The following is a 23,205-nucleotide window of genomic DNA, read 5'->3' as shown; positions in this document are numbered from 1 at the left end:
GTGTTTTCTATCTTTACAAACCCGACAACCATCGACTATAAATAATAAAGTGCAAAAATGTTGATAGGATTGCATATCACTTAAAAACAAAAATTATGAAAATTATTGAAATTCATGTTGAAGGAGGAATTCTATTTATGGGCATATTATTTTGCCTTCTAGTTGCTGTGGTTGTAACATCAGCACTGGTTTTGAAGCATCGATCTGACAATGTCTTGTCAGAAAAATGGCTGAAGATTTCGCAGGACATAGCGCTTTTTGCTCTAGTTTTCGGCATTTTGGGCCAATTAGTAGGCTTGGTCGGTGCTTTTCAAGCAATTGAGCAAGTAGGAGAAGTTTCCCAAGCCTTATTGGCCGGGGGACTAAAAGTATCTTCCTATACTACGCTTTATGGATTCTTTATATTTTTGCTGGCCAAGCTTTTTAAAATTGGATTTCTATTCTCCCAAAAGTAAGCCGTTTAAAATCATGCAATAAAGTGTCTCATGAATTATTGCAATTTTGAACTCTAAGCACGCATTGATTTGCGTGCTTTTTTTGTTTAAAAATTGATACTATTCATATTGAAGTAAAATCATTAAGGCCAGATTTAAAATTTAATTAGCTTTGCACAAACACTTTTACATCTATCGTATTAACCTATTATGGAAGACAATAAAACACTCAATTATACAAAAAAGGTGGTCGAAAATGCACCTACTGATTGGTTGAATCTTACAACTCACCGCTTGGATATTTATAAAGAAGAATTGGCCAAAACAGAATTTTTGGAAAAATTTGAAAGTTTGTTTGAAGCTAAAATAGCCGAGAAAACAGCTCTTAGCGAATTGCCAACTGCCTATGATTATATTCGGTTAGGTCATCCTTTATCGACTGTCTTGGAGTGGACGATTGCCAAACAAAATCGGTTGAATCCTGATAGCGTCATCGCCTTTTCTTCCAAAACGATCCCAGTTTTGGCAGTGCTAAGGAAGAATCTATTTGACAAGAAAAACACCCAGGTTGTTTATACTGAAGAATTACCGGAAGCTTTTGATGAGGAAATTATCAAGCTTGTTTACGGATATAGTTTTGAACTGAATAAGGTTAGTAGCATTGAAGAAGTACCTGCTTTTGACGGCAGTACTATTTTCGTTTCTCAAGAGGATGACTTAAATAAAATCTCGCTTCAGCAGAATATTGATTTTTTCGTTAGTACTCAAGCTAATCTTGGAAGTGTTTTACTTGTAAATGGTAAAGAAAACGAAAGCTATATTTCTGCTATTCAGCACGTGAGAAGAAGGGAAACTATTGCTATGACGCCTCCAGACTGCTACACTTTATTACAAAAACTGACTGGAATTTCTGCTACTGGCGATCCAAATTCAAAATTTGATGCTGACAAAGCAAAGGTTCTTAAAACCATAAAGGAAATAACAGCCACGGATACCACAGCCCTGTTGGGGTCATGTGGTTTATCGGTTCAATATGCCATCATGATGGGTCTTATTGAAGATGCAATGGAAAAGCATGAAGGAAAGGCTATCAAAATTATTGTACCCCCTAACTGCTATGGCGGCACAAATGATCAGGCAAGAAGAGTTGCGGCTTGTTTGGAAAATGTGGAAATTTTGGACTTAGCGGTTGATGGCGATAGTGATATGGTGAATAGTACGGAACAAGTTTTGGAAGCCGTAGCTAAGGACAATGCTGTACCCTATATTATTGCAGAGATTCCAACAAATCCTAGAGTGGAAGTTCCTGTAATGGAAGCTTTGAGAAAAGCTTTAAGCAAAGAGAGAAAAACAGCAAATGGAGAAAAAGCCATTGATCCTGTATTTATTTTAGACCAGACCTTTTGCCCTAATATTCAATTTTTGAGTGAAGAGGGAATTCTATCAGAAGTTCAGACGATTTCTTATGTAAGTGGATCGAAATTCCCAAGTGGCGGTAAATGTACTGCAGGATATGTTTCAGCTAACAGAAAAGCGGCCTCACTAATGGATAAAATTGAAAAGCATCTAATTCTTTGTGACAATGAAGCGACACCTCTACAAACGGCAATATTAGCTGAGCAATTGCCATCTATGAATGAAAGAATTGCAGATGCTTATAAAAACACCCGTGAATTTGTAAGCTTTATTAGGGAAACTTTACCCACTGCTAAGATCAATTTTGTGTCCGAGGAATTAGCGCAAGCAGATTTTACCCCTTCCGTTTTTTCATTAGATCTTCCTACTAAAGGAAATACTCCAGAAGAAAGAGAAAATTATAAGAGAGCTTTAAATTTAAAGCTGATTAACATGATGATCACGGAGATTCCGGAGGAAAGCAAGTACTGTGTGAGTTATGGTCAATTGAAAGGCTGTTATTGGACTATTCCAGCTACTTCCACACAAGGAACGACCAAAGAAGAAGATAAGGATTATATAGCGCGAGTATCGGTTTCGCCTGACCTAGATTTGAAAAAGCATAAGGAGGTTTTTGTTAATTTTGTTAACAGTATTGGATAAGGAAAATGACGGGAAGGCTTCTCCAGCTAGAAAAAATGGATTGATGTTGTGCTACCCATAGGTTGATTATCAATGCCCTGGTAAACAGAGAGCAGGTGGATAAATTTACTGGGGATATTTGATACAATATTGTACTAATACAGGATGGCGAAATATTTGTGGTTTGAAGTTGTCAAGTGTTTCTTAAACTTCCAAAAAAAGCAATAATCAAAATCATTTACTTAGTAGGTTATACATGTTTTTTCAATACTTTTGTACTTCTGTTTCCGCCATAAAAGGGATTGGGCCATTAAATTAAATTCATGAAACGAGTCTTTCTTATTTTGATCATAATAATTTGTTCTTTTGAGCTGAAAGCTCAGGAAGATGGAACTTACTATGAACCAGATGATCGTCCGAGCTTTTATATAGGGCTCGGGAGTGGCATTAATTCTTATACAGGTCTTGCAGGAGTTACGGCCAATTATATAATTGATAAAACCCTTTTTGTGCAAGGTGGCCTAGGGTTAAGCAGTTGGGGTTTCAGGACCTCAATTGGGCTGCGTTATGATCAGTCCTACCGGCATGGGTTTACTTATGGAATTAATTTGTCAAGGTCATCGGGTATAGATGATATAGACCTGACTTTCGATTCTGGGAATGGAACGACTCAAGAGGTTAATATGCGCTTTGAAAGTACTACCACTTTTAATTTGAAGGCGGGCTACAATTGGTGGTTTGGAAAGTACAACACACTAAATATAAGTCTCGGCTACGCAGCAGCTTTTAAGGATCAACCTTGGGTAGTTAAAGATGGATCAACCTTATCCCCATTTGACCAGCAAGTATTACGACTCCTTTCACCAGGAGGAATTGTTCTTGAATTAGGGCTGACTTTTGCTATTCAGTAAAAAGGACATTAAGTAATAAAGACTTCCGTAAATTACTCTTAAGTTTTGTTGAAATCGCTTATTTCAACAATATGATGAAAAATTACTATCTTGTTTGCTTTTACAGCTTAATTCAAACGGTAAACATGAAATCATTTTTTTCTCTAATCATTGCAGTACTAGGCATCGTAGCATGCACAGATCAAAAACCGGAAACCACACCCAAAGTAAAATATGTAGCCATTGAAGGAATTGACAGTAGTCGCAATCCAGGCGATAACTTTTTTCAATATGTAAATGGAATCTGGTATGATTCTGTTTCTATTCCTGAAACGCAAGCCGGAGTAGGGGCCTATCGTTTTATGAATTACCCACAAAGATTACGCCTCCAGAACTTATTGGATAGCGTATCACAATTGGATAACGCTAAAGGAAGCATCGAACAAATGGTTGGAGATTTCTATGCTTCAGGAATGGATACCGCCAAAATCAATAGAGAAGGCTTTCAGCCTATTAAGCCAATACTTGCTGAAATACAAACCATAACGAATGTCTCTTCTTTGATGACCTACGTGGCGTTGCAAGCTAAGCAGCAAAATAATTCAATTATTGGCTTTTATGTTGGACCAGACGATAAAAATAGTAAAATCAATATTGCCCATGCGTATCAAACAGGTCTGGGGTTACCCAACAGAGATTATTATTTTGATAAGAATAGCTCCACTGATGGAATACAAAAAGCATATAAAGAGTATTTAGCTACACTTTTTGAATTAAGTGGAACAGATACAAAAGCAGCTGAGAAGATGTCCGAAAAGGTTTACGACATTGAAAAGCAAATAGCCGAATCGCACAGAACCAGAGTAGAGTTAAGGGATGTGAAAGCAAACTACAATAAATTTTCTGTAAAAGACTTGAATGAAATGCACCCCAATATTGGCTGGAGCAAATTGCTCAATAGCATGGGGGCAGAAACTGATTCAGTTGATGTAGGTCAACCCAACTATTATGAAAATTTGAACGAGTTGCTAGTTAGCATTCCAATAGAAAATTGGAAGCTATTTATGAAATCAAGCACTTTACAGAATTACGCTGACAATCTAAGTAAAGCTTTCGTTGATGCTGAATTTGCTTATACAAAGGTGATCTCTGGACAAGCGGTGCAAAAAACAAGAGGCGAAAAAATGGCAAGCGCTGTAGATAATATGCTTGGCGAAGCATTGGGACAGTTATATGTGAAAAAGTATTTTCCTGAATCTGCCAAGCAACGAATGCTTGAATTATTGGATAATGCCCAAAAGGCATATGCCAACCGAATAGATCAATTGGAATGGATGACCGATAGCACAAAAGTAAAGGCTAAAGAAAAACTATTCGCCATCACTAAGAAAATTGGCTATCCTGATGAATGGAGAGATTATAGTAGTGTCGAAATTACTCACGATAATTATTTTTCCAATATAATTTCAGCTTCTAAAGCTCAGTATAACTATAATTTAGCTAAACTTAATCAGGCAGTAGATCGGAAGGAATGGTATACCACACCATCAACAGTAACGGCTTATTATAATCCATCTGCAAATGAAATTGTGTTCCCGGCCGGCATTTTACAACCGCCTTATTTTGACTACGAAGCCGATGATGCCTTAAATTATGGAGGAATCGGTATGGTAATAGGACATGAGCTTACCCACTCCTTTGATGATCAAGGTGCGCAATTTGACAAAGAAGGGAATGTTAATAACTGGTGGACAGATGCTGATTATAAAGAGTTCAATGCCAGAACTCAAGCAGTAATTGACCTTTATAGTTCTTTTACAGTTTTGGATACATTGCATATCAACGGAGCGATGACTGTGGGAGAAAACACGGCCGACTTAAGCGGATTAGCTGTTGCCTATGATGCTTTCAAAATGACTGAGCAAGGACAAGACACAGCAAGAATAGATGGTTTTACGCCAGATCAGCGATTTTTTATGTCGCTAGCCCGAATTTGGAGGGTAAAAATGAAAGAGGAATATCTTCGCTTGTGGATCAAAACCAATTCGCATTCTCCTCCAATGTGGCGTGTAAATGGCCCTTTGATGAATATCCCTGGCTTTTATGAGGCTTTTGATATCAAGCAAGGAGACAAAATGTATTTAGCCGAAGAGGAAAGAGTAGCAGTTTGGTAGATGAAAATTTAACATATGTTTTTTATAAAGAGTGCAAGTGAATGCTTGTGCTCTTTTCTGTTTAATGTAAAAACCTAAAATAATTAATCAGTGTTTCTATAGAATGAGGCAGAATAAAAATTTCTATCATCTATTTACTATTATCTCAATTCTAATAATTATTGGTTGTGAAAATTCAACTGATCAGATTGACTTTGATGATATAGAGACTAATGAGCCAGAGGTAGACGAATCCGATATTCAATATTTAGCTCTAGGAGATTCTTATACAATCGGCCAAGGTGTTCCAGAGGAGGAAAGTTGGCCAGCTCAATTAAGCCGTAGAATTGAGCAAGAAACATCCTTGAAGGTGGAAGTTGACATCATTGCTCAAACTGGCTGGACTACCAGTAACCTTATGGGTGTGATTGAGTCATATGATATTAATTCTGGAGATTATAATTTAGTATCCCTATTAATTGGGGTCAATAATCAATATCAGGGCAAGGATTTTTCTTTGTATGAAACGGAATTCGATTCTCTTCTCCAAATTGCTATTGACATTGCAGGTGATAGCGGAGATGTATTTGTGGTATCCATTCCTGATTATGGAGTTACTCCCTTCGGAAGTTCTAATAGCGATAAAATAGGCAAAGAAATCGACCAATATAATACTTATGCTAAAAGTGTTTGTAATAATAAAAATATCCCTTTTATCGATGTTACTTCTATCTCTCGTGAATTAGGCTCCTCCTCGGATGCATTAACCAATGATAATTTACATCCCAGCGGTTTCCAGTACTCTCTGTGGACCGATCGGATTTATTCTAAAGTTTTACAGTTGATTGGAGATTGAAAATCTATTTATTTTATAAATAAGATCAACCTCTGGCTATTCCTCCTCCAAAATCTCCTTCACTCTACCTACTTCGCCAGTCTCCAACATCACTTTTATGCCATGAGGATGAAAGGAAGATTTGGTCAAAATCTTTTTAACAAAGCCGTTAGTTAAATCGCCTGTTCTTTGGTCCTGTTTCTGGACGACTTCCACTTCCAAGCCAATTTTTATCTCATTTCTATTTCTTCCGTCTAGCATAGCTATTTTTACTAATTGAATTTTATCCACTCAATCGAATTTAGTCATATTTGCCAAAACAATTCCTTTCTCTAAGACTAAATCGAGCTTATTTCCGCAAACTCTTTTTTTATAAAGGCACTTTTGTAAAATAGTCCTTCTTATCAAAAATACTTTTGTCATCTGAAAATTGAATATTGGAAATGCTTGCTTCTCCCAGTTGTTCTTTCAATCCTTCTGCTTCACTCCAATTCCAAAAATACCATTTGTGAGCAAAAGGAATGGATTTTACTTCTTGATAATCAGCATATGAAATCGCATGAGGGTTTTAAGCTGCTTTTTCTGCATTTGTATCGCCAAAAGTAACAATATAAGCCATCGCCTCTAATAGATCAATTTCAGAATTTTGATAGATCATGTACCAATCATCAGGAGCATCGCCTACATTTTCACCAAATGTCATCTTATTAGTTTTTAAAGCCTGATTTTCAGAATACGGTAATGACTGAACTGCTGAATGATAAGTTCCCGGCTCGTTTAATTTGAAGGGAGTCATAAAAAAGTAAGACCAAGTCAAAGCATCAAAGCGAGCACCCTCATACAAACTGTCTTCTGGCTGTAGCCAAATATCTTGCCCGTCAAAAAGCATAGAAGTACCATTATTCTTGAGCACCAAAACCTTCGATGAGTTAGTGGTGCTATAAATTCGTGATTTAGCCTTTCATTGCCGCCAAAATTGAGTTTAATATCAAAGCCTATGACTTCTTCAGTTTTATATTTGTCCACTTCGTGTGCATCTTGAATGGAGGCGGCCAAGGGATGCACTTCCTCCTCCGTGCTTGAAACTTCATTTGTTTCTTTTGTACTCTTTTCTTCAGGTGTAACTCAGGCCGCAATGACCATTAGTAATAGGGTGTAAAAGAGGGTTTTCATGACTTTTCATTAGCGTCAAAAACGAAGTTAGTAAAGCTGGGCAAACTTAACTGTCAGTCAAATATCATTTTTTGAATTGTTGGAAAAGTAGCCATTTTGTTGATTATCCTCATTTTTATTTAAATACTTTTCGAGATTTTTTGCGCAAAAACGCTATATTCAGAAATTGAACGCTTTTTTTATATCTACTACTACACTCAATCCTGATGAAAGCCATTTTTTGTTCTCAATACACATCTCCCGAAAAGCTAGAAATTAAAGAAATTCCAAATCCAATTCCGGGAAAACTAGAAGTATTAGTAAAAATACATGCAACTGCAATCAATGATTATGACTGGGGAATGGTAAGAGGTAAACCTTACTTGTATCGCTTGATATTTGGCCTAAGGAAACCGAAGCACCCGATTCCAGGGATGGAACTGTCGGGCGTAGTTGAAGATACTGGAGATGGGGTTACAGCTTTCAAAAAAGGGGATGCTGTGTTTGGAGATTTATCGGAGTTTGGCTTCGGTAGCTTTGCTGAATATATTGCTATAAATGAAAAAGCTTTAATGTTAAAACCAGAAGCAATGAGTCACGAAGAGGCGACTGCCATACCACATGCTGCATTACTAGCGTATCAAGGACTAGTGAAGAAAGGAGGAATTCAGAAAGGGCAGAAGATTTTGATCAATGGCGCTGGTGGAGGAGTAGGTACTTTTGCTTTGCAGATTGCTAAGCAATATGATGCAGAAGTTACAGGTGTGGACACAGGAGAAAAACTCAATAATATGAAGGCCATTGGCTATGACCATATCATCGATTACAAAAAAGAGAATTTCACCAAAAGAGGAGAGCGCTACGATTTAATTCTAGACGCGAAAACTTCTCAATCGACTTGGGCATATTTAAAAGCCCTAGAGCCAAAAGGAAAGTATATTTCGGTTGGTGGTACAAATAGTAAACTCATGCAACTGGCGATCACCAAAGGATTGATCTCCGGCCTCACAAAAAAGAAGTGTCAGATCTTGGCTCTTCAGCCCAATGAAGGGCTTGATATCATCAATCAGTTTTATGCCGAAGGTAAAATTAAACCCGTTATCGATGGGCCTTATGCCTTTCAAGAAATCCCGCGATTGATCCAATATTTTGGAGAAGGAAAGCATACAGGCAAAGTGGTTATTAGGCTTTAAAATATACACTAGTGCAACAGCTCTCAATTTAACGTCTCTTTACTCCACGGCTAATTGGTCCTATTGGTAATTATGTCCAAACATGTCAGGTTTGGATTTGATATTATTGATGAAAACACCATCATATTCACTTCCTTTAATTATTGAAAACTCATAGCTTTCTACGAGGCGAAGGAGGCTTTAGGCTTGCTTTCATAAAAGCAATCATATTTAATTCATTTGTTAAATTGAGACAGATGATATTAACTTGCGACACATTAATTTTATAAACTATGGCTTCTGGATTTTTTGCTTTACTGGATGATATTTCAATGTTGATGGATGACGTGGCCACGCTCAGTAAAGTGGCTGGCAAGAAAACGGCAGGAATACTTGGAGATGATCTGGCGGTCAACGCAGAGAAGGCATCTGGCTTTATGGCCTCAAGAGAGATTCCGGTGCTTTGGGCCATCACAAAAGGTTCTTTTCTCAATAAAATTATCATTTTACCACTAGCATTTTTACTGAGTGCATTTGTCCCTGAGGCCATTCACATCATTCTGTTGCTAGGAGGTTTATATCTTGCCTATGAAGGTGCAGAAAAGATCTATGCGTATTTCTTCCATCCTGCACCCAAGAAAAAAATAGAAAATGTTGAAAAACTGACTAAAGAGGAAGCCTTAAGCAAAGAAAAGGAAAAAGTGAAATCCGCTATTGTCACCGATTTCATTTTATCAGTGGAAATTATCATTATCGCTTTAGGCACGGTTGAAAAGGAAAGCTTGCTTAATCAAATTATGGTGGTTTCAATAATTGCTTTATTAGCTACAGTCGGGGTTTACGGAATAGTTGCACTTATCGTTAGAATGGATGAATTTGGAGTAAGATTAATAAACTTAAATGAACAAGATAATAGCTTTTCAGATAAAATCGGAAAATTTTTGGTTCAAGCACTACCGAAGGTAATTAAGAGCTTGACCGTAATAGGGACCATCGCATTGCTTCTAGTTTCTGGGGGAATTTTTGCTCATAATATTCACTTTTTGCATGATCTACTGCCAAGTGTTCCATCATTTATTACTGAATTCTTTATTGGGCTTATCGTGGGTATAGTAATGTTGCCCATAGTGAATTTAGCAACTGCTATTTTGAAAAAAGTTAGGTCTAACAGATTAGAATAATTTTTTTCTTGAACGAAAACACCTAGCGGTTTGAAGACTTACAAAGGGGGTTCTAACAAAACCCCCGCAGAAGATCTTTTTTACTTTGAATGCTACACATTCTACAGGCCTGATTTTCTTTAATTGTTCTTGATAACTGCATAGTATTTATTATTATATTACAGCATTATCTATCAACGAACTAATTAAAATGAGAAATCTATTATTTCCACTGCTACTTTTGACCTCAAGTATTTTATGCGCTCAAGATCCAATAATAAATGTCGAACAGTACGAGCTTCCCAATGGACTGAAAGTTTATTTAAATGAAGACAAAAATGCTAGTAATGTATATGGCGCTGTTTGGGTAAATGCAGGAGGTAAAGATGATCCGGCAGAGGCAACAGGAATTGCCCACTATCTTGAACATATGCTGTTCAAGGGAACGAAGGAACTAGGCACTCAAAACTACGAAACTGAAAAGACGCACCTTGACTCCATAAAGACTTTGTATGATGAACTAGCAATTACCAAAAGTCCTGAGACGAAGCTTCAAATTCAAAAGATGATTAATGCACAAGAATTGAAAGCTTCGCAATTTGCAATACCCAATGAATTTGACCGCCTGGTTAAATCAATTGGAGGCAGTGGAGTAAATGCCGGAACGAATTACGACTATACGTATTACTATAATTTTTTTCCAGCCAATCAGATGACCAAGTGGCTTGATATTTACTCCCACAGGTTTCAAAACCCTGTTTTTCGACTTTTTCAAAGTGAGCTCGAAGCAGTTTACGAAGAAAAAAATAGGGCAGGAGATGATTTGCAACGAAGAGTATTTACCAAATTCAATGAATATATTTATGGGGATCATCCTTATAGCACCCAAACTGTTTTGGGCAGTGTGGAGCATTTAAAGAATCCCTCCTTAACCAAAATGTATGAGTATTTTCAAAAATATTATGTGGCCAATAATATGGCTTTAGTGCTCTCGGGAAATTTCGATGCTACAGAGGTTAAGCCTTTGATTACCGAATCATTTGGTAAATTAAAGAGAGGAAAAGAACCGGAATTTCCTCAGTATACAAGAAACAGTTTTGATGGAAGAGAAGTGGAAAAGGTCAGAATAACACCCATAAAAGTGGGCTTCATGGGATATAAATTGGTGCCGGCAGGGCATCCTGATCGTCCTGCTTTGGAAATAGTGGGTGGAATGATGTCTAACAGTAACCAAACAGGCTTTATCGATAAAATGAATCTCAATAACGAGCTTTTATATGCAGGAGGGGAGCAGGATTTTCTGGAAGAAGATGGATCAGCCTTCATTTTCTTTGTGCCAAAAGTTTTTGGGGGGAAGCCTTAAGAAATTTGAGGGCAAGATTAGAGACGGTTTTCAGGAAATTGCAAAAGGCAATTTTACTGATGAGTATTTTGAATCTGTAAAGTTTGGCATTTACAGGAATTATGAGCTTTCCACGGAAAATTTAAGTACAAGAGGTCGCACATTGGGTCTAAGTTTCATCTACGATATTGATTATAAAGACTACCTATCATTTCCTGAAAAGATTAGAAACATTTCGAAAGAAGAAGTACAAAAAGCAGCTGAAAAATACTATGGGGATGACTATTTCACTTTACAATCAAGAACAGGATTTCCTAAAAAAACGAAGCTAGAGAAGCCCTCTTATAAGCCTATTTCTGAACGCACGGAAGAATCCTCAGCTTATGCTAAAAGATTCCAGGCACTTCCAGAGAACCAAGCAGAACCAAATTTTATAGATCTAAAAAATGATTTTGGGATTACCGATGATTATATTTTTTACACTAAAAATATGCTTAATGATATTTTCACCCTTCGCTTTAGTATTGCTGGAGGAATTACGAAAGATCCCGACTATGCCCTCTTAGCGGAAGCGCTCAACAGCACAGGCACTAGTGATTTTTCGGCCGCTGATTTGAAAAGAAAATTCGCGGATGTAGGGGCCACCTATTTTTTTAATGCAGACTATAATTCATTCGATATTTCAATAACGGGTTTAGACAATAAGTTCGATGAGACGGTAGACTTGATTGAAACTTTAATAGCAGATTTCAATCCTACCAACAAAACCATCAAACTTCTTTATAATCAGCGAAAAACGGAGAATAAGCTCAACAACAATAATCCTGCGACAGGTGGCAGTATCCTTTATAGCTATGGACTTTTTGGTGAACAGTCCAGTTATAAAAGCCGAATGCCAGCGGGAAAATTAAAAAAATTAGAACCTGCTGTGCTCAAGAACAAAATGCAGGCACTTCTAAGTAATGGAATGAGTTCCATCCATTACGTAGGACAAAAGGAGGAGACTGAGTTAATAGAAAAGATCTCAGCATCTACATTATTCAGAAAAAACGCTATTGATCAATACACATTCTTGGAAGCAGAGGATGTAGCGGAAACCACCTTTTATGTGGTAAACGACAAAAAGTCAATCCAAAGCTATGTATATTATATAGTAAATGGTGAGCCGTTGAATTATGAGGAGGATTATAAAAAGGAGGCATTCAATTCTTACTATACCAATAGCCTGTCAGGACTGTTATTTCAAGAAGTACGTGAATTCAGATCATTGGCATATTCAACAGGAGGGAATTATATAGACCCTATCTACGAGCCCGAGAAAAGGGGTAGATTAGTTTTATTCACCGGTTCTCAATCTGATAAAACAACTGATGCAGTTAGTGTCGTTTTAGGGCTTATCAATGACATGCCAACTTATGAAAGCAGGCTGTCCTCTATAAAAGATGGTTTGATATTGACATCGAGTTCCAGCAGACCGGACTTCCGACTGCTATCACGAACCGCAGAATCATTTATAAAAACAGGTTATTTGCAAGATCCTAATGAAATTAATTTCGAGCAATACTCAAAACTGGAGTTTGACGACATTGTGTCGTTTTATGAGAAAAATATTAAAAATAAGCCTGTAACGGTTACCATTTATGGAGATGCGTCAAAGTTCGATCTTGATAGGTTGAGAACCTTAGGCCCTGTAAAGGAGCTAGAGCTTGATGATATCATAGTTGAATAAAAGCAATAGGAAATGAAATACGATTTTTTTAGAGTTGAGATTGAAAATAAAGTAGCAACAGTAAGCTTTAACCGTCCGGAAAAATCCAATGCAATTCATATGCCGGCTTGGAAGGAGATGAAGGAAATCTTTAATTCACTTTCCGAAAGGGCAGAAGTACGAGCTATTGTATTAGCTGGAGCGGGAAAAAACTTTTGCGCGGGCATTGATTTGGAATTGCTGATGTCGGTAAGTCAATACCAAAAGATTGAATGTGCAGGAAGAAGAAGTGAGGAAATCAGAAGATTAGTATTTACTCTTCAAGAAGCCGTAAACGCCATCGAAAAATGTAAGAAACCTGTTTTGGCTGCTGTGCATGGTGGCTGCATAGGTGGGGGAGTCGATATCATTGCCGCTTGTGATATGCGCTATTGCAGTGATGATGCCTATTTTACCATAAAAGAAATTGACTTAGGAATGGTAGCCGATTTAGGAACTTTGCAACGCCTGCCCAAATTAATTTCTCCTGGTATGGTTTCCGAAATGGCCTATACGGGCAGAAAAATGGACGGCAAAGAGGCCAAGGAAATTGGGCTAGTCAATCAATCTTATTCTTCAAGAGATGAAATGATGGAAAGTACTCATAAACTGGCTACTACAATAGCTTCAAAATCTCCTTTGTCCATTCGAGGCACCAAAGAAGTATTGAAATACAGCCGAGATCATTCGGTGGAAGACTCACTGCAGTATATGGCTACCTGGAACGCTGCCATGTTACTTTCTGATGATTTGAGTGAAGCTTTTAAAGCCAGCATGGAAAAACGCGCTCCTAATTTTAAAGATTAAGCAAGCATCTGTCAAACTTTAAACAAGACAAAATTTGACAGCTCATCCCGATTACAAAAAGATGATTTAAGGTGGCGACTATAGCAATTGCAAGTCAAATTCTTTACACCTTGACTTTCTTCATCTGAATAATACCAAACTTGTTCAATACTTTCATGATCAAGTAAGTTGGGTCAATCTCGTGCCATCTCACACCTCCAAAATTAGGATTGCCACTTCTTTTATGATGGTTGTTATGATAGGCTTCCCCCATCATCAAAAAATCGAAGGGTAGAAAATTCTTGGAAGTATCCTTCACTTTGAAATTTATGTAACCATAGATATGTGCAAACCAATTAATGATGGCCCCGTGAATAGGTGCCATTAAAAAAACTAAAGGTAGCAATAGCCATTGCCATAAAGCAGTTGCAAAAAAGTAAAAGAAAGCAATATATACTGCCGCCCATAGCACTCTTGAAAAGATTGAACTAGCAAAAAGATCAAAGCTTTTCCATTGCGGTACATTGGTGGTGAATTTCTCTTCCACCTTAATTCGTCCTTTATTAATATCTTGATAGATCTTTTTGGTTTTCCACATCATAGCGAAAAGCGTTTTATCATATTTAGGAGAATGCGGATCGTTTTCTGTATCCGTATAAGCATGATGTATTCTATGCATAATGCCGTAGCCATAAGCACTTAAATAACTACTTCCCTGGAAAACCCAGGTTAATATATAAGTAAGTTTTTCCATAAATTTAGACATGCTAAAAGTTTGGTGGGCTGCATAACGATGAAGAAAGAAAGTCTGAAAGAAAAGACCTCCATACCATAATACTAGGATAAAAATAATAATAGCCATTGCTTAATGTGGGTAACGAGATAAATAAATAAAATATTTCAATAAGAAAGGTGACTCGATAGGCGTGCTTTACTTCGAATTGAATTCCACTGCAAATAACAGCAAAAACTTTAAATTGTTCATGCTAAGAAAGTGCATATATTTTTGGCATAACGCATTATCTACTTTCTCCTTTATTATGAAACCTAAGGCATTAGCAACTAGTCTATCAAATTCCTCTTGCAAAATTATTATATTTACTAAATGGAGAATTTAGCATCCATATTAGAAAATAACTCAAGCGTCAAAAACAAAAGCTATCGTAAGGGAGAAATCATTCAGCACTCCGGTGAACTCAATGCCCATAGATATTATGTTAAAAAAGGCATAGTAAGAAGCTACATTATTGACAGCAAAGGTAAAGAACACATTTTTAGTTTTGCGCCTGAAGGATGGATTGTGGGCGATATAGAATCATTGGAATACGACAAACCCGGACAGCTTTTTATTGATTGTCTGGAAGATGCTGAGGTAATGATTTTTGATCAAGATAGCTTCTCCATCACCAGCCTTTCAAACCAAGAAATTACTGAATATACCCATCTTTTATACAGAAGAATGGGAATTTTGCAACGCAGGGTATTGATGTTGATGAGTGCTCCTGCCATAGATCGATACCAATACTTTCTGAAAACTTATCCCGAACTCCCCAATCGAATCCCGCAACGAATGATAGCTGCTTTTTTAGGGATTACACCTCAGGCCCTTAGCACACTTAGATCTAAAATGACTTTTTTGGAATGGCCGTAATTTATTAATCTAGATGAATGTAGGATAAATTTTAACTACTGAACTTGACCTTTAAAAATAACCCATCATGAGTAAACCTAAGATAGCCGACAGAAAACCCATTAAAGTTGAACTTACTAAAGGCGAAGAAAAATATTGGTGTGCCTGCGGATTAAGTCAGAATCAACCATTTTGTGATGGTTCCCACAGGAAAACTGATATAACGCCTAAGCAATTTGTGGCCGAAGAAACAGGCGATGCCTATCTCTGCATGTGTAAGCATAGCAAAAATCCGCCTTATTGCGATGGAACACATGCCACGTTAAAAGAAGAATTAGACGATAGCACCAAAAGCGAGACGGCTTCTTCCTCGGATTCTACCAAAGAAGAACCTACTTTGGCTTATATTAAGGCACTGGCCAAAGATGGCTTATCCAAAACTGGGCATCACGGAGAAATGGGCGCTATGGGTGTACCAGGCCCGGAATTGCCGCAATGGAAAGACATCCAAATTTTGGCAGCCCAATTGGCTACCAAACCTTTGATGGAAGATGTCCCTGTGGCTACCGAACTAATCATCGGTCCTAATGCTAAAAAACCTTTAAAACTGGACATCCCCTTATTTGTGTCTGATATGAGTTTTGGTGCTTTGTCTGAAGAAGCTAAAGTAGCCCTTTCCAAAGGAGCGGAATTAGCCGGAACCGGCATTTGCTCTGGCGAAGGCGGTATGCTGAATGAAGAACAAGCCGCTAATTCTAGATATTTTTATGAATACGCTTCCGCCAAATTTGGCTTTGAGTGGGAGAAACTAAAGCGCGTGCAAGCCTTCCATTTTAAAGGCGGACAAGGCGCGAAAACCGGAACAGGCGGACATCTTTCTGCCAATAAAGTAGTGGGTAAAATTGCAGAAGTGCGGAATTTGAAAGAGGGCACTGCAGCCGTTTCACCGCCTACTTTTGATGATTTGCATACGCCTCAAGACTTTAAAGCTTTTGCCGATAAAGTTCGGGAAGTAACGGGTGGTATTCCCATCGGTTTTAAGCTGTCGGCCAATCACATCGAAGCCGATATACAATTTGCCTTAGACGCCAGTGCGGATTACATCATTTTAGATGGCAGAGGAGGCGGAACAGGGGCCGCGCCTTTGATTTTTAGAAATAATATTTCCGTACCAACTATTCCTGCTTTGGCCAGAGCTAGAAAGTATCTGGATAAAATGGATAGAAAAGATGTGACCTTAATTATTACAGGCGGCATCCGTGTACCAGATGATTTTATCAAGGCTTTAGCACTGGGTGCAGATGGGATTGCTGTATCCAATTCAGCTTTGCAATCTATTGGGTGTGTAGCGGCCAGAATGTGCAATACCAACAACTGCCCGGCAGGCGTAGCCACCCAGAAACCGGAATTAAGGAAATTGATCAATATCGATAAATCAGCTCATCAGCTTCATAATTTCTTTAGTGCCTCCACCGAACTTATGGAAGTAATGGCCAGGGCTTGTGGACATGATCATTTGAATAAATTCAATCCCAAGGACATCACTAGCTGGAAGAAAGACATGGCAGAATTGACGGGGGTTAAGTTTGGTGGGGTATCATAAAGCTAAGTTGTGAATTAGGCTGTCTTATCCTGAAATAGCTTTACACAAATAAAGCCCCATAGCGCAAGTGTCCGCTTGGCATATTGCCTAAAACCTAGATAGTCTTTATTTTCAACTCAAATTGGATTTGTTTTGCTTAACCTCTATCATTGCATCTGCTTTACAAATGCGTAATTTCAGCCTTCCTTTTAGAAAAAAGATGACGAGAAAGAAAAATGAAACTCTAATATGAGCAAAATAAGCAAAACCCTATTAATCTATATTGTCTCATTTGTGCTTTTTAGTAATGTAGCCCACGGCCAAGATATTTTTCTTATGGGTGGGGTCAATTTTTCGAAACTGGGACAGCAAAAAGATAATACATCCTCAATCAATAGGGAGTACAGACCCGGTTTTCATATTGGCCCAGCAGTTGCTATGAAACTGAACGATCATTTTGATCTTATCCCTTCATTGCTGTTTTCTTTAAAAAGAGAATACAGTGAATCAACGATATATATTCCCAGATTTGATAACACCAATGCATCTTACAGATATGATTTTAAATCTTCCATTAATGAGTATTATCTAGATTTACCAATAACCCTAAAATTCAATTTTAAGCTTGGAGAGCAAAAATTATATGCTTTGGCAGGACCTTATGTTAACTTAAGACTATTTGATGATAGCACTACGGAATTATTTATAGATGGCGAAGCTAGTGAATTTGAAAATCAATTTGAAGCAAAATTTAGTAACCGAATTGACTATGGTATTCAAGTTGGTCTAGGTGCAGAATTAAAGTCATACGTTATTCAAGCGACCTACGACTACGGATTTTACAGGACAATGAAATATGAAGACATTCCGTTTGAAGAATCGGTAAGAAATGCGGTTGCCAGAATTACTTTTGGGTATAAATTTTAAACCTAATGTAGAATTTGAAAAGGATTTTAAGCTTTTTTAGCTAATCATTGCAAAATTACTAGTGCGTTCTCCACCGCTCAAATAGCATAAGTGTCCACTTATGCTTTTGACTATTCTCCAAAATTTCCCTCGAATCGCGCAAGCATCCACTTGTGCTTGCCAGTAACAACATACACTGCCACCCATTTACCCAATCCACTTTTCCAACTAGCCTAAAAACAAGATCAATTGAATTTTTTGATAACTTCTATATGTGCAATTTCTAATTTTGTTATGGATTAATTATCTTTCAAATTCAACATTTGCCAAAACCTGAAAAGTCCCGTTCGATTTTAATTTTCCGCTTTTTGGCAATAACTAATTAATTGATTAGAGACACAATTGAGAACCAATCAATTGTTATTATCAATATAAATATTTTAAATGTTCGGAAAAATTCCGAACTATTTTTTGTTTATTTGCATTACTAATGAGGCTAGTCAATAAAAAGGCATTAGAAAAATTAAAAAGGAAGAATAAAGGAAATGTTTCATTAACAACTGCCATTGATAAACTGATAAAGGATATTGAAGATCACAGCTGGAAAAATCAAACTGAGCTGAATATGACCAGACCAGATGCAGATTGTGTCCATAATGATGGATTCTACTTTTTTAATATTAATATCCATAGAACGATGATCCTTATTGAGTTTGAAGATAATGAAGCTTCAGTAGTTTGGGTCGGAACCCATCAAGAGTTTGAAACAACATTTAAGAACAATAAGAATACTATTAAAAAATGGCTGAATGCTAATGATTGGATTTAATTTTTATGCAAACACAACTAGACATATCGAAAATATTGGAAGCAGGAAAAATTGCAAATGAATTGGAATTTGAGAGAGCTTTAATTGCCGATCGAAAATTAAGAGTTCTTGCTAAAGAAGATTCAAAATATAAAGCTGTTCGCAAGAAATTAAGAGACTTAATTACTGCTTATGAAGACAAAAATTGGTCTTTCAGCTCAAAAATAACGAATAAAAAAATACAGGATAGTGATTTAGCAGAAGTTATAGCTGAAAAAGAAAGGCAATTCATTCAAAAGAGGAAAGAGTTAATCAGAAAGAAACTTAAAAGTTTAAGTTTAACACAGCAAAACCTTGGTGAAATTTTAGGACATAGAAGCAAATCCTATATGTCTGAATTAATGAATGGAGTCAGCCCCTTTTCCTTAAAAGATTTGATTATCATTAACCGATTGCTAAAAATTGATCTGACTCACTTGATCCCTACTTTCTTAGCTCCTGCAGATAAGATGAAAATTAAAAACTCTCTTGAAAAGCTCAATAATTCAAAGCTTCGTGAGGAGGATATTGAATTGGTTTGATTACTGAATACCATTAATTCTTAGAACTAAAATTTTTATAGAACTATATCTTTGGAAGTAATATATACCAGCACATGAAAAATGCTTTACTAATCTAATTCATACTGACAACTACAATTGGATTTAGTCAATCTCAAAAATCACTAAGCGAATTATTATGGGAAAGAGTTAACACTTGCTATAGTAGGTTTGAGGATATGAATGACGATGGAAAGCCGGACTTTGAAAAAATAGATGATTCTCAAAATGGCTATTTGAAAGTTTGGGGCGGCTGGCCAACCTGTGGCTGTTCTTGTAGTTCTACTGTGGGGGCTTACAAAAACAATAAAGACCATTATATTTTCTTGCAGTCAGAGGAATTTAATTGCAGTTGGACAAAGGAAAGTTCATCAAATAAAAGTCTGGAGGAAATTATGCCTGATAATTTTGGTTTAAATTCATTTTCAAGCCAGGCCATTAATGACAATCTTGAAACGCCTAGTTTTTTTATCGAATTCGAAATTCCAAGAGTTGGTACTGACACTCATGTAGAAATTGAATTGGTCCCTTTCGGATTGAAACCATCTGGTGAAAATGCTATTTGTTACTCTTATAAGCAAGAAGAGTACAATTCAAGAAATTGGACTAATTTGTCGGGCATCAAAGATATTGTGGAAGAAATTGGCACTAGCACTACATTAGAACTCATATTAGCAGGGGATTTCGAGAAAATAAATCGAGAAGATGTTAAGGTAATCTCTAAATACATTGGATCAGGCTATAATGAATTCAAAACAAGAACTGACTTGCAAAATACACTCAAAGAATTAAAGCTTGCTTATGAAATTTATAATCAACTAGAATATACTGAACTGACCTTAGGCTGGAATCGAGATGAATCGAAATTCTATATTAAAGAAGTGGGCAAGAAAAAGGAGAAACAATCTTTCAGAGATTTTTTAATAGAGAATGAATATTGGGGGATGATATGTTGAAACTGCCCAATTGAACACTCAATTGGTCCAAGCGTCTGCTTGGATCAGTGAAAAATTTCGGAAATTTATGCATCAAACAAGCTACATAGAAAATGAATATTAAATTAATCCACCTACTTTTTTTAGTAATATTTGCTTGTAGCCCAAGGCAGGAAACAAATCAGAGTAAAACTGTCAAAAGCAAAGATCAAACTATTCAAAAAGCAGTTATACAAAAAGAGGAAACCTTACAAAAAGCACTAAAAAATGAGGTGGAGGACAAAAAAGAAACCCCTCAAAATAATTGTGATGATTATTTCAAGAGTCGGTACCCCAATGATTCCGTTAAAGCAAGTTTAATAGATGAAATTATAAGTATCAAAGGCGATAGTTTGTCTGCCAATAATTTGAAGTTATTGAAGTCACTAAAAACTCAAGAGAAAACCCTGGCTTTCAAACACTCAATAAATCCAGTATTTAGGCTTAAGAAAGAGGAGCTTAGCTTAATTTTTTATCCTCACTATGAAAGAACTAAAGAAGGTGTACCAGTTCCAGTGTCAAAAGAAATTGATCTCATCAAAAGGTATGATACTACGAACAATGAATTGGCCTTTTTATCGAATAAGATTAAGTATTTTCCGCAAATTCTAGATTCTATCTATTCGGGACAGGAAAAGCCGTTCATTTATTTTTATACACCAAGTAAAATGGATTCAACTCGTGTAATAGATCTCGGTAAATTTTATGGTGAATGCCTGTACTATCATGAATACATATTAGATCCAACTTATATCGCTATGCGAGATTCATTGCTATTAGCTAGTTCTATGAAATTGGATTTAGCATTTGGAAATGAGCCTAGAATAGACTCCCTTATTCAAGAGGGTTACAATAAGGCTTGTCTGGACTGTCCCTCAAGCGAATACCTAGCTAAAACCTTTGCAAAGCTAGAAGGCACCGATAATTTATATCTTACTTATGCCGATTCCTTTCCAATAAATGATGAATATGACACACCTTTCAGAGCATTGGTAATGATAAATGAAGGTATTGAAGTCAAGTATCTGTGGTACTCAGAAGTAGATCTATTTGGGTGTAGCTGCTTGTAATGAATTGCTGTGGATATATCAATCTAAAGTAGATCTCTATGCAACCTAAACTTCTCAAATACAATTCAGATGTAGAGAATGTGATTGAGGAATAATGTCAAACTAAATCTCCACACAAATTTTCATGATTTTTAATTCCTCATTCATAATTAAATTTTTTCGATGAATAGTGCTATTTATATGGTGAAAAATGGAACTGTATTCCTATATTTACAATTCATCAATAACCGAAACCTTTAGAAACACTGCTGTTAGGCGTTCAGATAGGAGTAAAAGAATTTCAAAACCTATCTGAGAGTTTGAGTAGAATTTTAATCAAAAACCCAACCACAATGGCCCATAATTTAAAATTAGGTATTTATCAGTTCAATTTAAGGTATCAATCCAAGAGAAAAAGTTTAAAAATTGAAGAGGCTTTTGAACATGTAATTAGAAACGAAAGTGATAAGAAGAAAAAATATGAAAAAATTGTCAAAGCATATATAAAATCGTTTAAAGGACAATTCACAAAAATTCAAGATAAGACAAAATCAATAATTCCATTAGATCTTCACTTTCATAGTGGAGAGAATATAATCTATGGCAGTTTAAAGGGAGGGCTTCCGAGATAGAAAGAGAAATTTATAAAGGTAATGATGCCAGCAAGCCTATCGGGAAAATCAATGAGGATAATGAATTAATAATTATTATGCGTTAATTAAAAGGGAGAATCTATAGGTATGTTTATTACGAATTGAATTCCACTGCAAAGAACAGTAAAAACCTTAAATTGTTTATACTTTGGAAGTAGATATGTTTTTAGGGCACTGATTTTTTTAGCTTTGCTCCAGCCTTAGTTGCTTTACAAATCATTATCCCTCATCAATTATTATTTTCTTTCGCGCGCTCTTGATGTAGAGAGTAAGGCGGATTTTTAAATTAGGTATTTGTAATGAGGGTAAAATGATTATTTAAAACAAGTTGAAAAGTCGATCTTGATAGAGTCGTCAACAATCATTTAAAATAGTATTTACCCCTTCAAGCTAATGGAACCAGGCTTAATTTGAACAATTATAGGAATAAGAATGCTCTACTCTTATTGAACCATCACCTGAAAGCGATTGAGTCTTCAAAATGGTATCGTTTTCATTAAAAAAAGTTTTTTCGGATCCAGACAATGATGTACCACCGTTGCTATATCTTTTAACCTCATTCATATCATCACTATATTCATATTCAGTTTTGAAAGTAACTTCTCCATTGATGTCTTTTGTTAAAATCTCTTGGATTAGGCCTTCAGAATTATATGTATATTCTAAAGTAGCATCATGACGGTCAACCAAATGATCACGGTAGGCTTCTACTAGCTTATCTCCTTCATATGTATTTGTATATAGCGTATGATAAACAATAGATCCGGAGATATTAAAATTCTTATATTCCTCAATGTTTCCCTTTTCATCAAAATATGACTCTTGGATGGCATTGGTCTTATCGGATAAGGTTTCAATCTTCTTGCGTTCAGTCTTTATCATCTTCTTTTCTCCGGATGGCCAATATTCAATTGTTTTTTCACTTTCCAAAACATCGTTCATATCAAACCTCTTTGAGAGGGTTACTTGGTTTTGGCCATTATATTCAAAAGTCATATAGTAAACCAGTGAACTATCAGCTAATTCTCTGTATTCTACCCTATCAGAGCCATATCCACTGTCTACATACACGGTAGAGGTCACGCTGCTACTTTTATTATCTCGGTAAACTACCTCTAACTCACAAGATGAATCAATGCCTTCACTATCAGGTTCTGGTGCATTATCAGAGCAGCTTAAACAAATGGTAAAAAGTAATACAGTAGAAATGAGATGCTTAAAATTTATCTTCACGATTGATATTTTTTTAATGAACGGCAATAATAAGTATTTATAAGCTGAGATAAAAAAAAGGTG

At 36.4% G+C, this 23,205-nt stretch carries 22 protein-coding genes; 18 read left to right on the top strand and 4 right to left on the bottom strand.

Going from position 1 to position 23,205, the window contains the following annotated elements; all coding sequences use genetic code 11:
* Positions 1 to 95 precede the first annotated feature (95 nt).
* From Q3Y49_RS05285 to Q3Y49_RS05265, 5 genes are all read left to right on the top strand, one after another.
* Positions 96 to 455 (top strand): MotA/TolQ/ExbB proton channel family protein, encoded by a 360-nt coding sequence (locus Q3Y49_RS05285; protein WP_303271242.1) that lies wholly within the window; start codon positions 96 to 98, stop codon positions 453 to 455.
* Between the two features lie 189 nt (positions 456 to 644).
* Positions 645 to 2,492 (top strand): PLP-dependent aminotransferase family protein, encoded by a 1,848-nt coding sequence (locus tag Q3Y49_RS05280; RefSeq protein ID WP_303271241.1) that lies wholly within the window; start codon positions 645 to 647, stop codon positions 2,490 to 2,492.
* Positions 2,493 to 2,794: 302 nt separating this feature from the next.
* Entirely contained in the window at positions 2,795 to 3,382 is a 588-nt protein-coding gene (locus Q3Y49_RS05275) for a hypothetical protein (RefSeq protein WP_303271240.1), read from the top strand.
* Positions 3,383 to 3,507: 125 nt separating this feature from the next.
* A complete protein-coding gene (locus Q3Y49_RS05270; protein ID WP_303271239.1) occupies positions 3,508 to 5,535 on the top strand; it encodes a M13 family metallopeptidase in 2,028 nt (675 codons plus the stop codon).
* Positions 5,536 to 5,638: 103 nt separating this feature from the next.
* Positions 5,639 to 6,370: an SGNH/GDSL hydrolase family protein gene (locus Q3Y49_RS05265; protein WP_303271238.1), complete on the top strand. Its 732-nt coding sequence runs from the start codon at positions 5,639 to 5,641 to the stop codon at positions 6,368 to 6,370.
* 36 nt (positions 6,371 to 6,406) lie between these two features.
* On the opposite strand, the gene Q3Y49_RS05260 is transcribed toward Q3Y49_RS05265, so the two are convergent.
* Both Q3Y49_RS05260 and Q3Y49_RS05255 read right to left on the bottom strand, forming a co-directional pair.
* Complete coding sequence (locus Q3Y49_RS05260) at positions 6,407 to 6,610, bottom strand: YwbE family protein (RefSeq protein WP_303272092.1); 204 nt, start codon at positions 6,608 to 6,610, stop codon at positions 6,407 to 6,409.
* Positions 6,611 to 6,917: 307 nt separating this feature from the next.
* Positions 6,918 to 7,262 (bottom strand): hypothetical protein, encoded by a 345-nt coding sequence (locus tag Q3Y49_RS05255; protein ID WP_303271237.1) that lies wholly within the window; start codon positions 7,260 to 7,262, stop codon positions 6,918 to 6,920.
* A gap of 466 nt (positions 7,263 to 7,728) precedes the next feature.
* On the opposite strand from Q3Y49_RS05255, the gene Q3Y49_RS05250 reads away from it, so the two are divergent.
* The 5 genes from Q3Y49_RS05250 (at position 7,729) to Q3Y49_RS05230 (ending at position 13,729) form a co-directional block, all read left to right on the top strand.
* Positions 7,729 to 8,694, top strand: a complete 966-nt coding sequence (locus Q3Y49_RS05250; protein ID WP_303271236.1) for an NAD(P)-dependent alcohol dehydrogenase — start codon at positions 7,729 to 7,731, stop codon at positions 8,692 to 8,694.
* 272 nt (positions 8,695 to 8,966) lie between these two features.
* Entirely contained in the window at positions 8,967 to 9,854 is an 888-nt protein-coding gene (locus tag Q3Y49_RS05245; protein WP_303271235.1) for a DUF808 domain-containing protein, read from the top strand.
* Positions 9,855 to 10,044: 190 nt separating this feature from the next.
* Entirely contained in the window at positions 10,045 to 11,196 is a 1,152-nt protein-coding gene (locus Q3Y49_RS05240) for a M16 family metallopeptidase (RefSeq protein WP_303271234.1), read from the top strand.
* Entirely contained in the window at positions 11,180 to 12,904 is a 1,725-nt protein-coding gene (locus tag Q3Y49_RS05235; protein WP_303271233.1) for an insulinase family protein, read from the top strand. Before Q3Y49_RS05240 ends, Q3Y49_RS05235 begins: the two co-directional genes overlap by 17 nt.
* A gap of 12 nt (positions 12,905 to 12,916) precedes the next feature.
* A complete protein-coding gene (locus Q3Y49_RS05230; protein ID WP_303271231.1) occupies positions 12,917 to 13,729 on the top strand; it encodes a crotonase/enoyl-CoA hydratase family protein in 813 nt (270 codons plus the stop codon).
* A 103-nt stretch (positions 13,730 to 13,832) separates the two neighbouring features.
* Here the strand turns inward: Q3Y49_RS05230 and Q3Y49_RS05225 are convergent, their stop codons facing one another.
* Positions 13,833 to 14,570 (bottom strand): acyl-CoA desaturase, encoded by a 738-nt coding sequence (locus tag Q3Y49_RS05225; RefSeq protein ID WP_303271229.1) that lies wholly within the window; start codon positions 14,568 to 14,570, stop codon positions 13,833 to 13,835.
* A gap of 243 nt (positions 14,571 to 14,813) precedes the next feature.
* On the opposite strand from Q3Y49_RS05225, the gene Q3Y49_RS05220 reads away from it, so the two are divergent.
* The 8 genes from Q3Y49_RS05220 (at position 14,814) to Q3Y49_RS05185 (ending at position 21,888) form a co-directional block, all read left to right on the top strand.
* Entirely contained in the window at positions 14,814 to 15,359 is a 546-nt protein-coding gene (locus tag Q3Y49_RS05220; RefSeq protein ID WP_303271226.1) for a Crp/Fnr family transcriptional regulator, read from the top strand.
* Between the two features lie 67 nt (positions 15,360 to 15,426).
* The gene (locus Q3Y49_RS05215; protein WP_303271224.1) at positions 15,427 to 16,941 is read left to right on the top strand and encodes a glutamate synthase-related protein; all 1,515 of its coding nucleotides are present in this window, start codon (positions 15,427 to 15,429) and stop codon (positions 16,939 to 16,941) included.
* A 228-nt stretch (positions 16,942 to 17,169) separates the two neighbouring features.
* Positions 17,170 to 17,847, top strand: coding sequence for a porin family protein (locus Q3Y49_RS05210; protein ID WP_303271222.1), 678 nt, complete (start codon positions 17,170 to 17,172; stop codon positions 17,845 to 17,847).
* A gap of 469 nt (positions 17,848 to 18,316) precedes the next feature.
* Positions 18,317 to 18,655, top strand: coding sequence for a type II toxin-antitoxin system HigB family toxin (locus Q3Y49_RS05205; RefSeq protein WP_303271221.1), 339 nt, complete (start codon positions 18,317 to 18,319; stop codon positions 18,653 to 18,655).
* A 5-nt stretch (positions 18,656 to 18,660) separates the two neighbouring features.
* Entirely contained in the window at positions 18,661 to 19,215 is a 555-nt protein-coding gene (locus Q3Y49_RS05200; RefSeq protein WP_303271219.1) for a transcriptional regulator, read from the top strand.
* 197 nt (positions 19,216 to 19,412) lie between these two features.
* Positions 19,413 to 20,189, top strand: coding sequence for a hypothetical protein (locus tag Q3Y49_RS05195; protein ID WP_303271217.1), 777 nt, complete (start codon positions 19,413 to 19,415; stop codon positions 20,187 to 20,189).
* Positions 20,190 to 20,281: 92 nt separating this feature from the next.
* A complete protein-coding gene (locus Q3Y49_RS05190; protein WP_303271215.1) occupies positions 20,282 to 21,277 on the top strand; it encodes a hypothetical protein in 996 nt (331 codons plus the stop codon).
* Positions 21,278 to 21,576: 299 nt separating this feature from the next.
* Positions 21,577 to 21,888 (top strand): hypothetical protein, encoded by a 312-nt coding sequence (locus Q3Y49_RS05185; RefSeq protein ID WP_303271213.1) that lies wholly within the window; start codon positions 21,577 to 21,579, stop codon positions 21,886 to 21,888.
* A 426-nt stretch (positions 21,889 to 22,314) separates the two neighbouring features.
* Here Q3Y49_RS05185 and Q3Y49_RS05180 read toward each other — a convergent pair whose 3' ends face one another.
* Positions 22,315 to 23,142, bottom strand: coding sequence for a hypothetical protein (locus Q3Y49_RS05180; RefSeq protein WP_303271212.1), 828 nt, complete (start codon positions 23,140 to 23,142; stop codon positions 22,315 to 22,317).
* Positions 23,143 to 23,205 lie beyond the last annotated feature (63 nt).

Origin of the sequence: Marivirga harenae (assembly GCF_030534335.1) — a bacterium.
GTDB lineage: Bacteria > Bacteroidota > Bacteroidia > Cytophagales > Cyclobacteriaceae > Marivirga > Marivirga harenae.
Note: the sequence above shows the minus strand (reverse complement) of the source record. Positions and strands in the feature narration are given on the sequence as shown.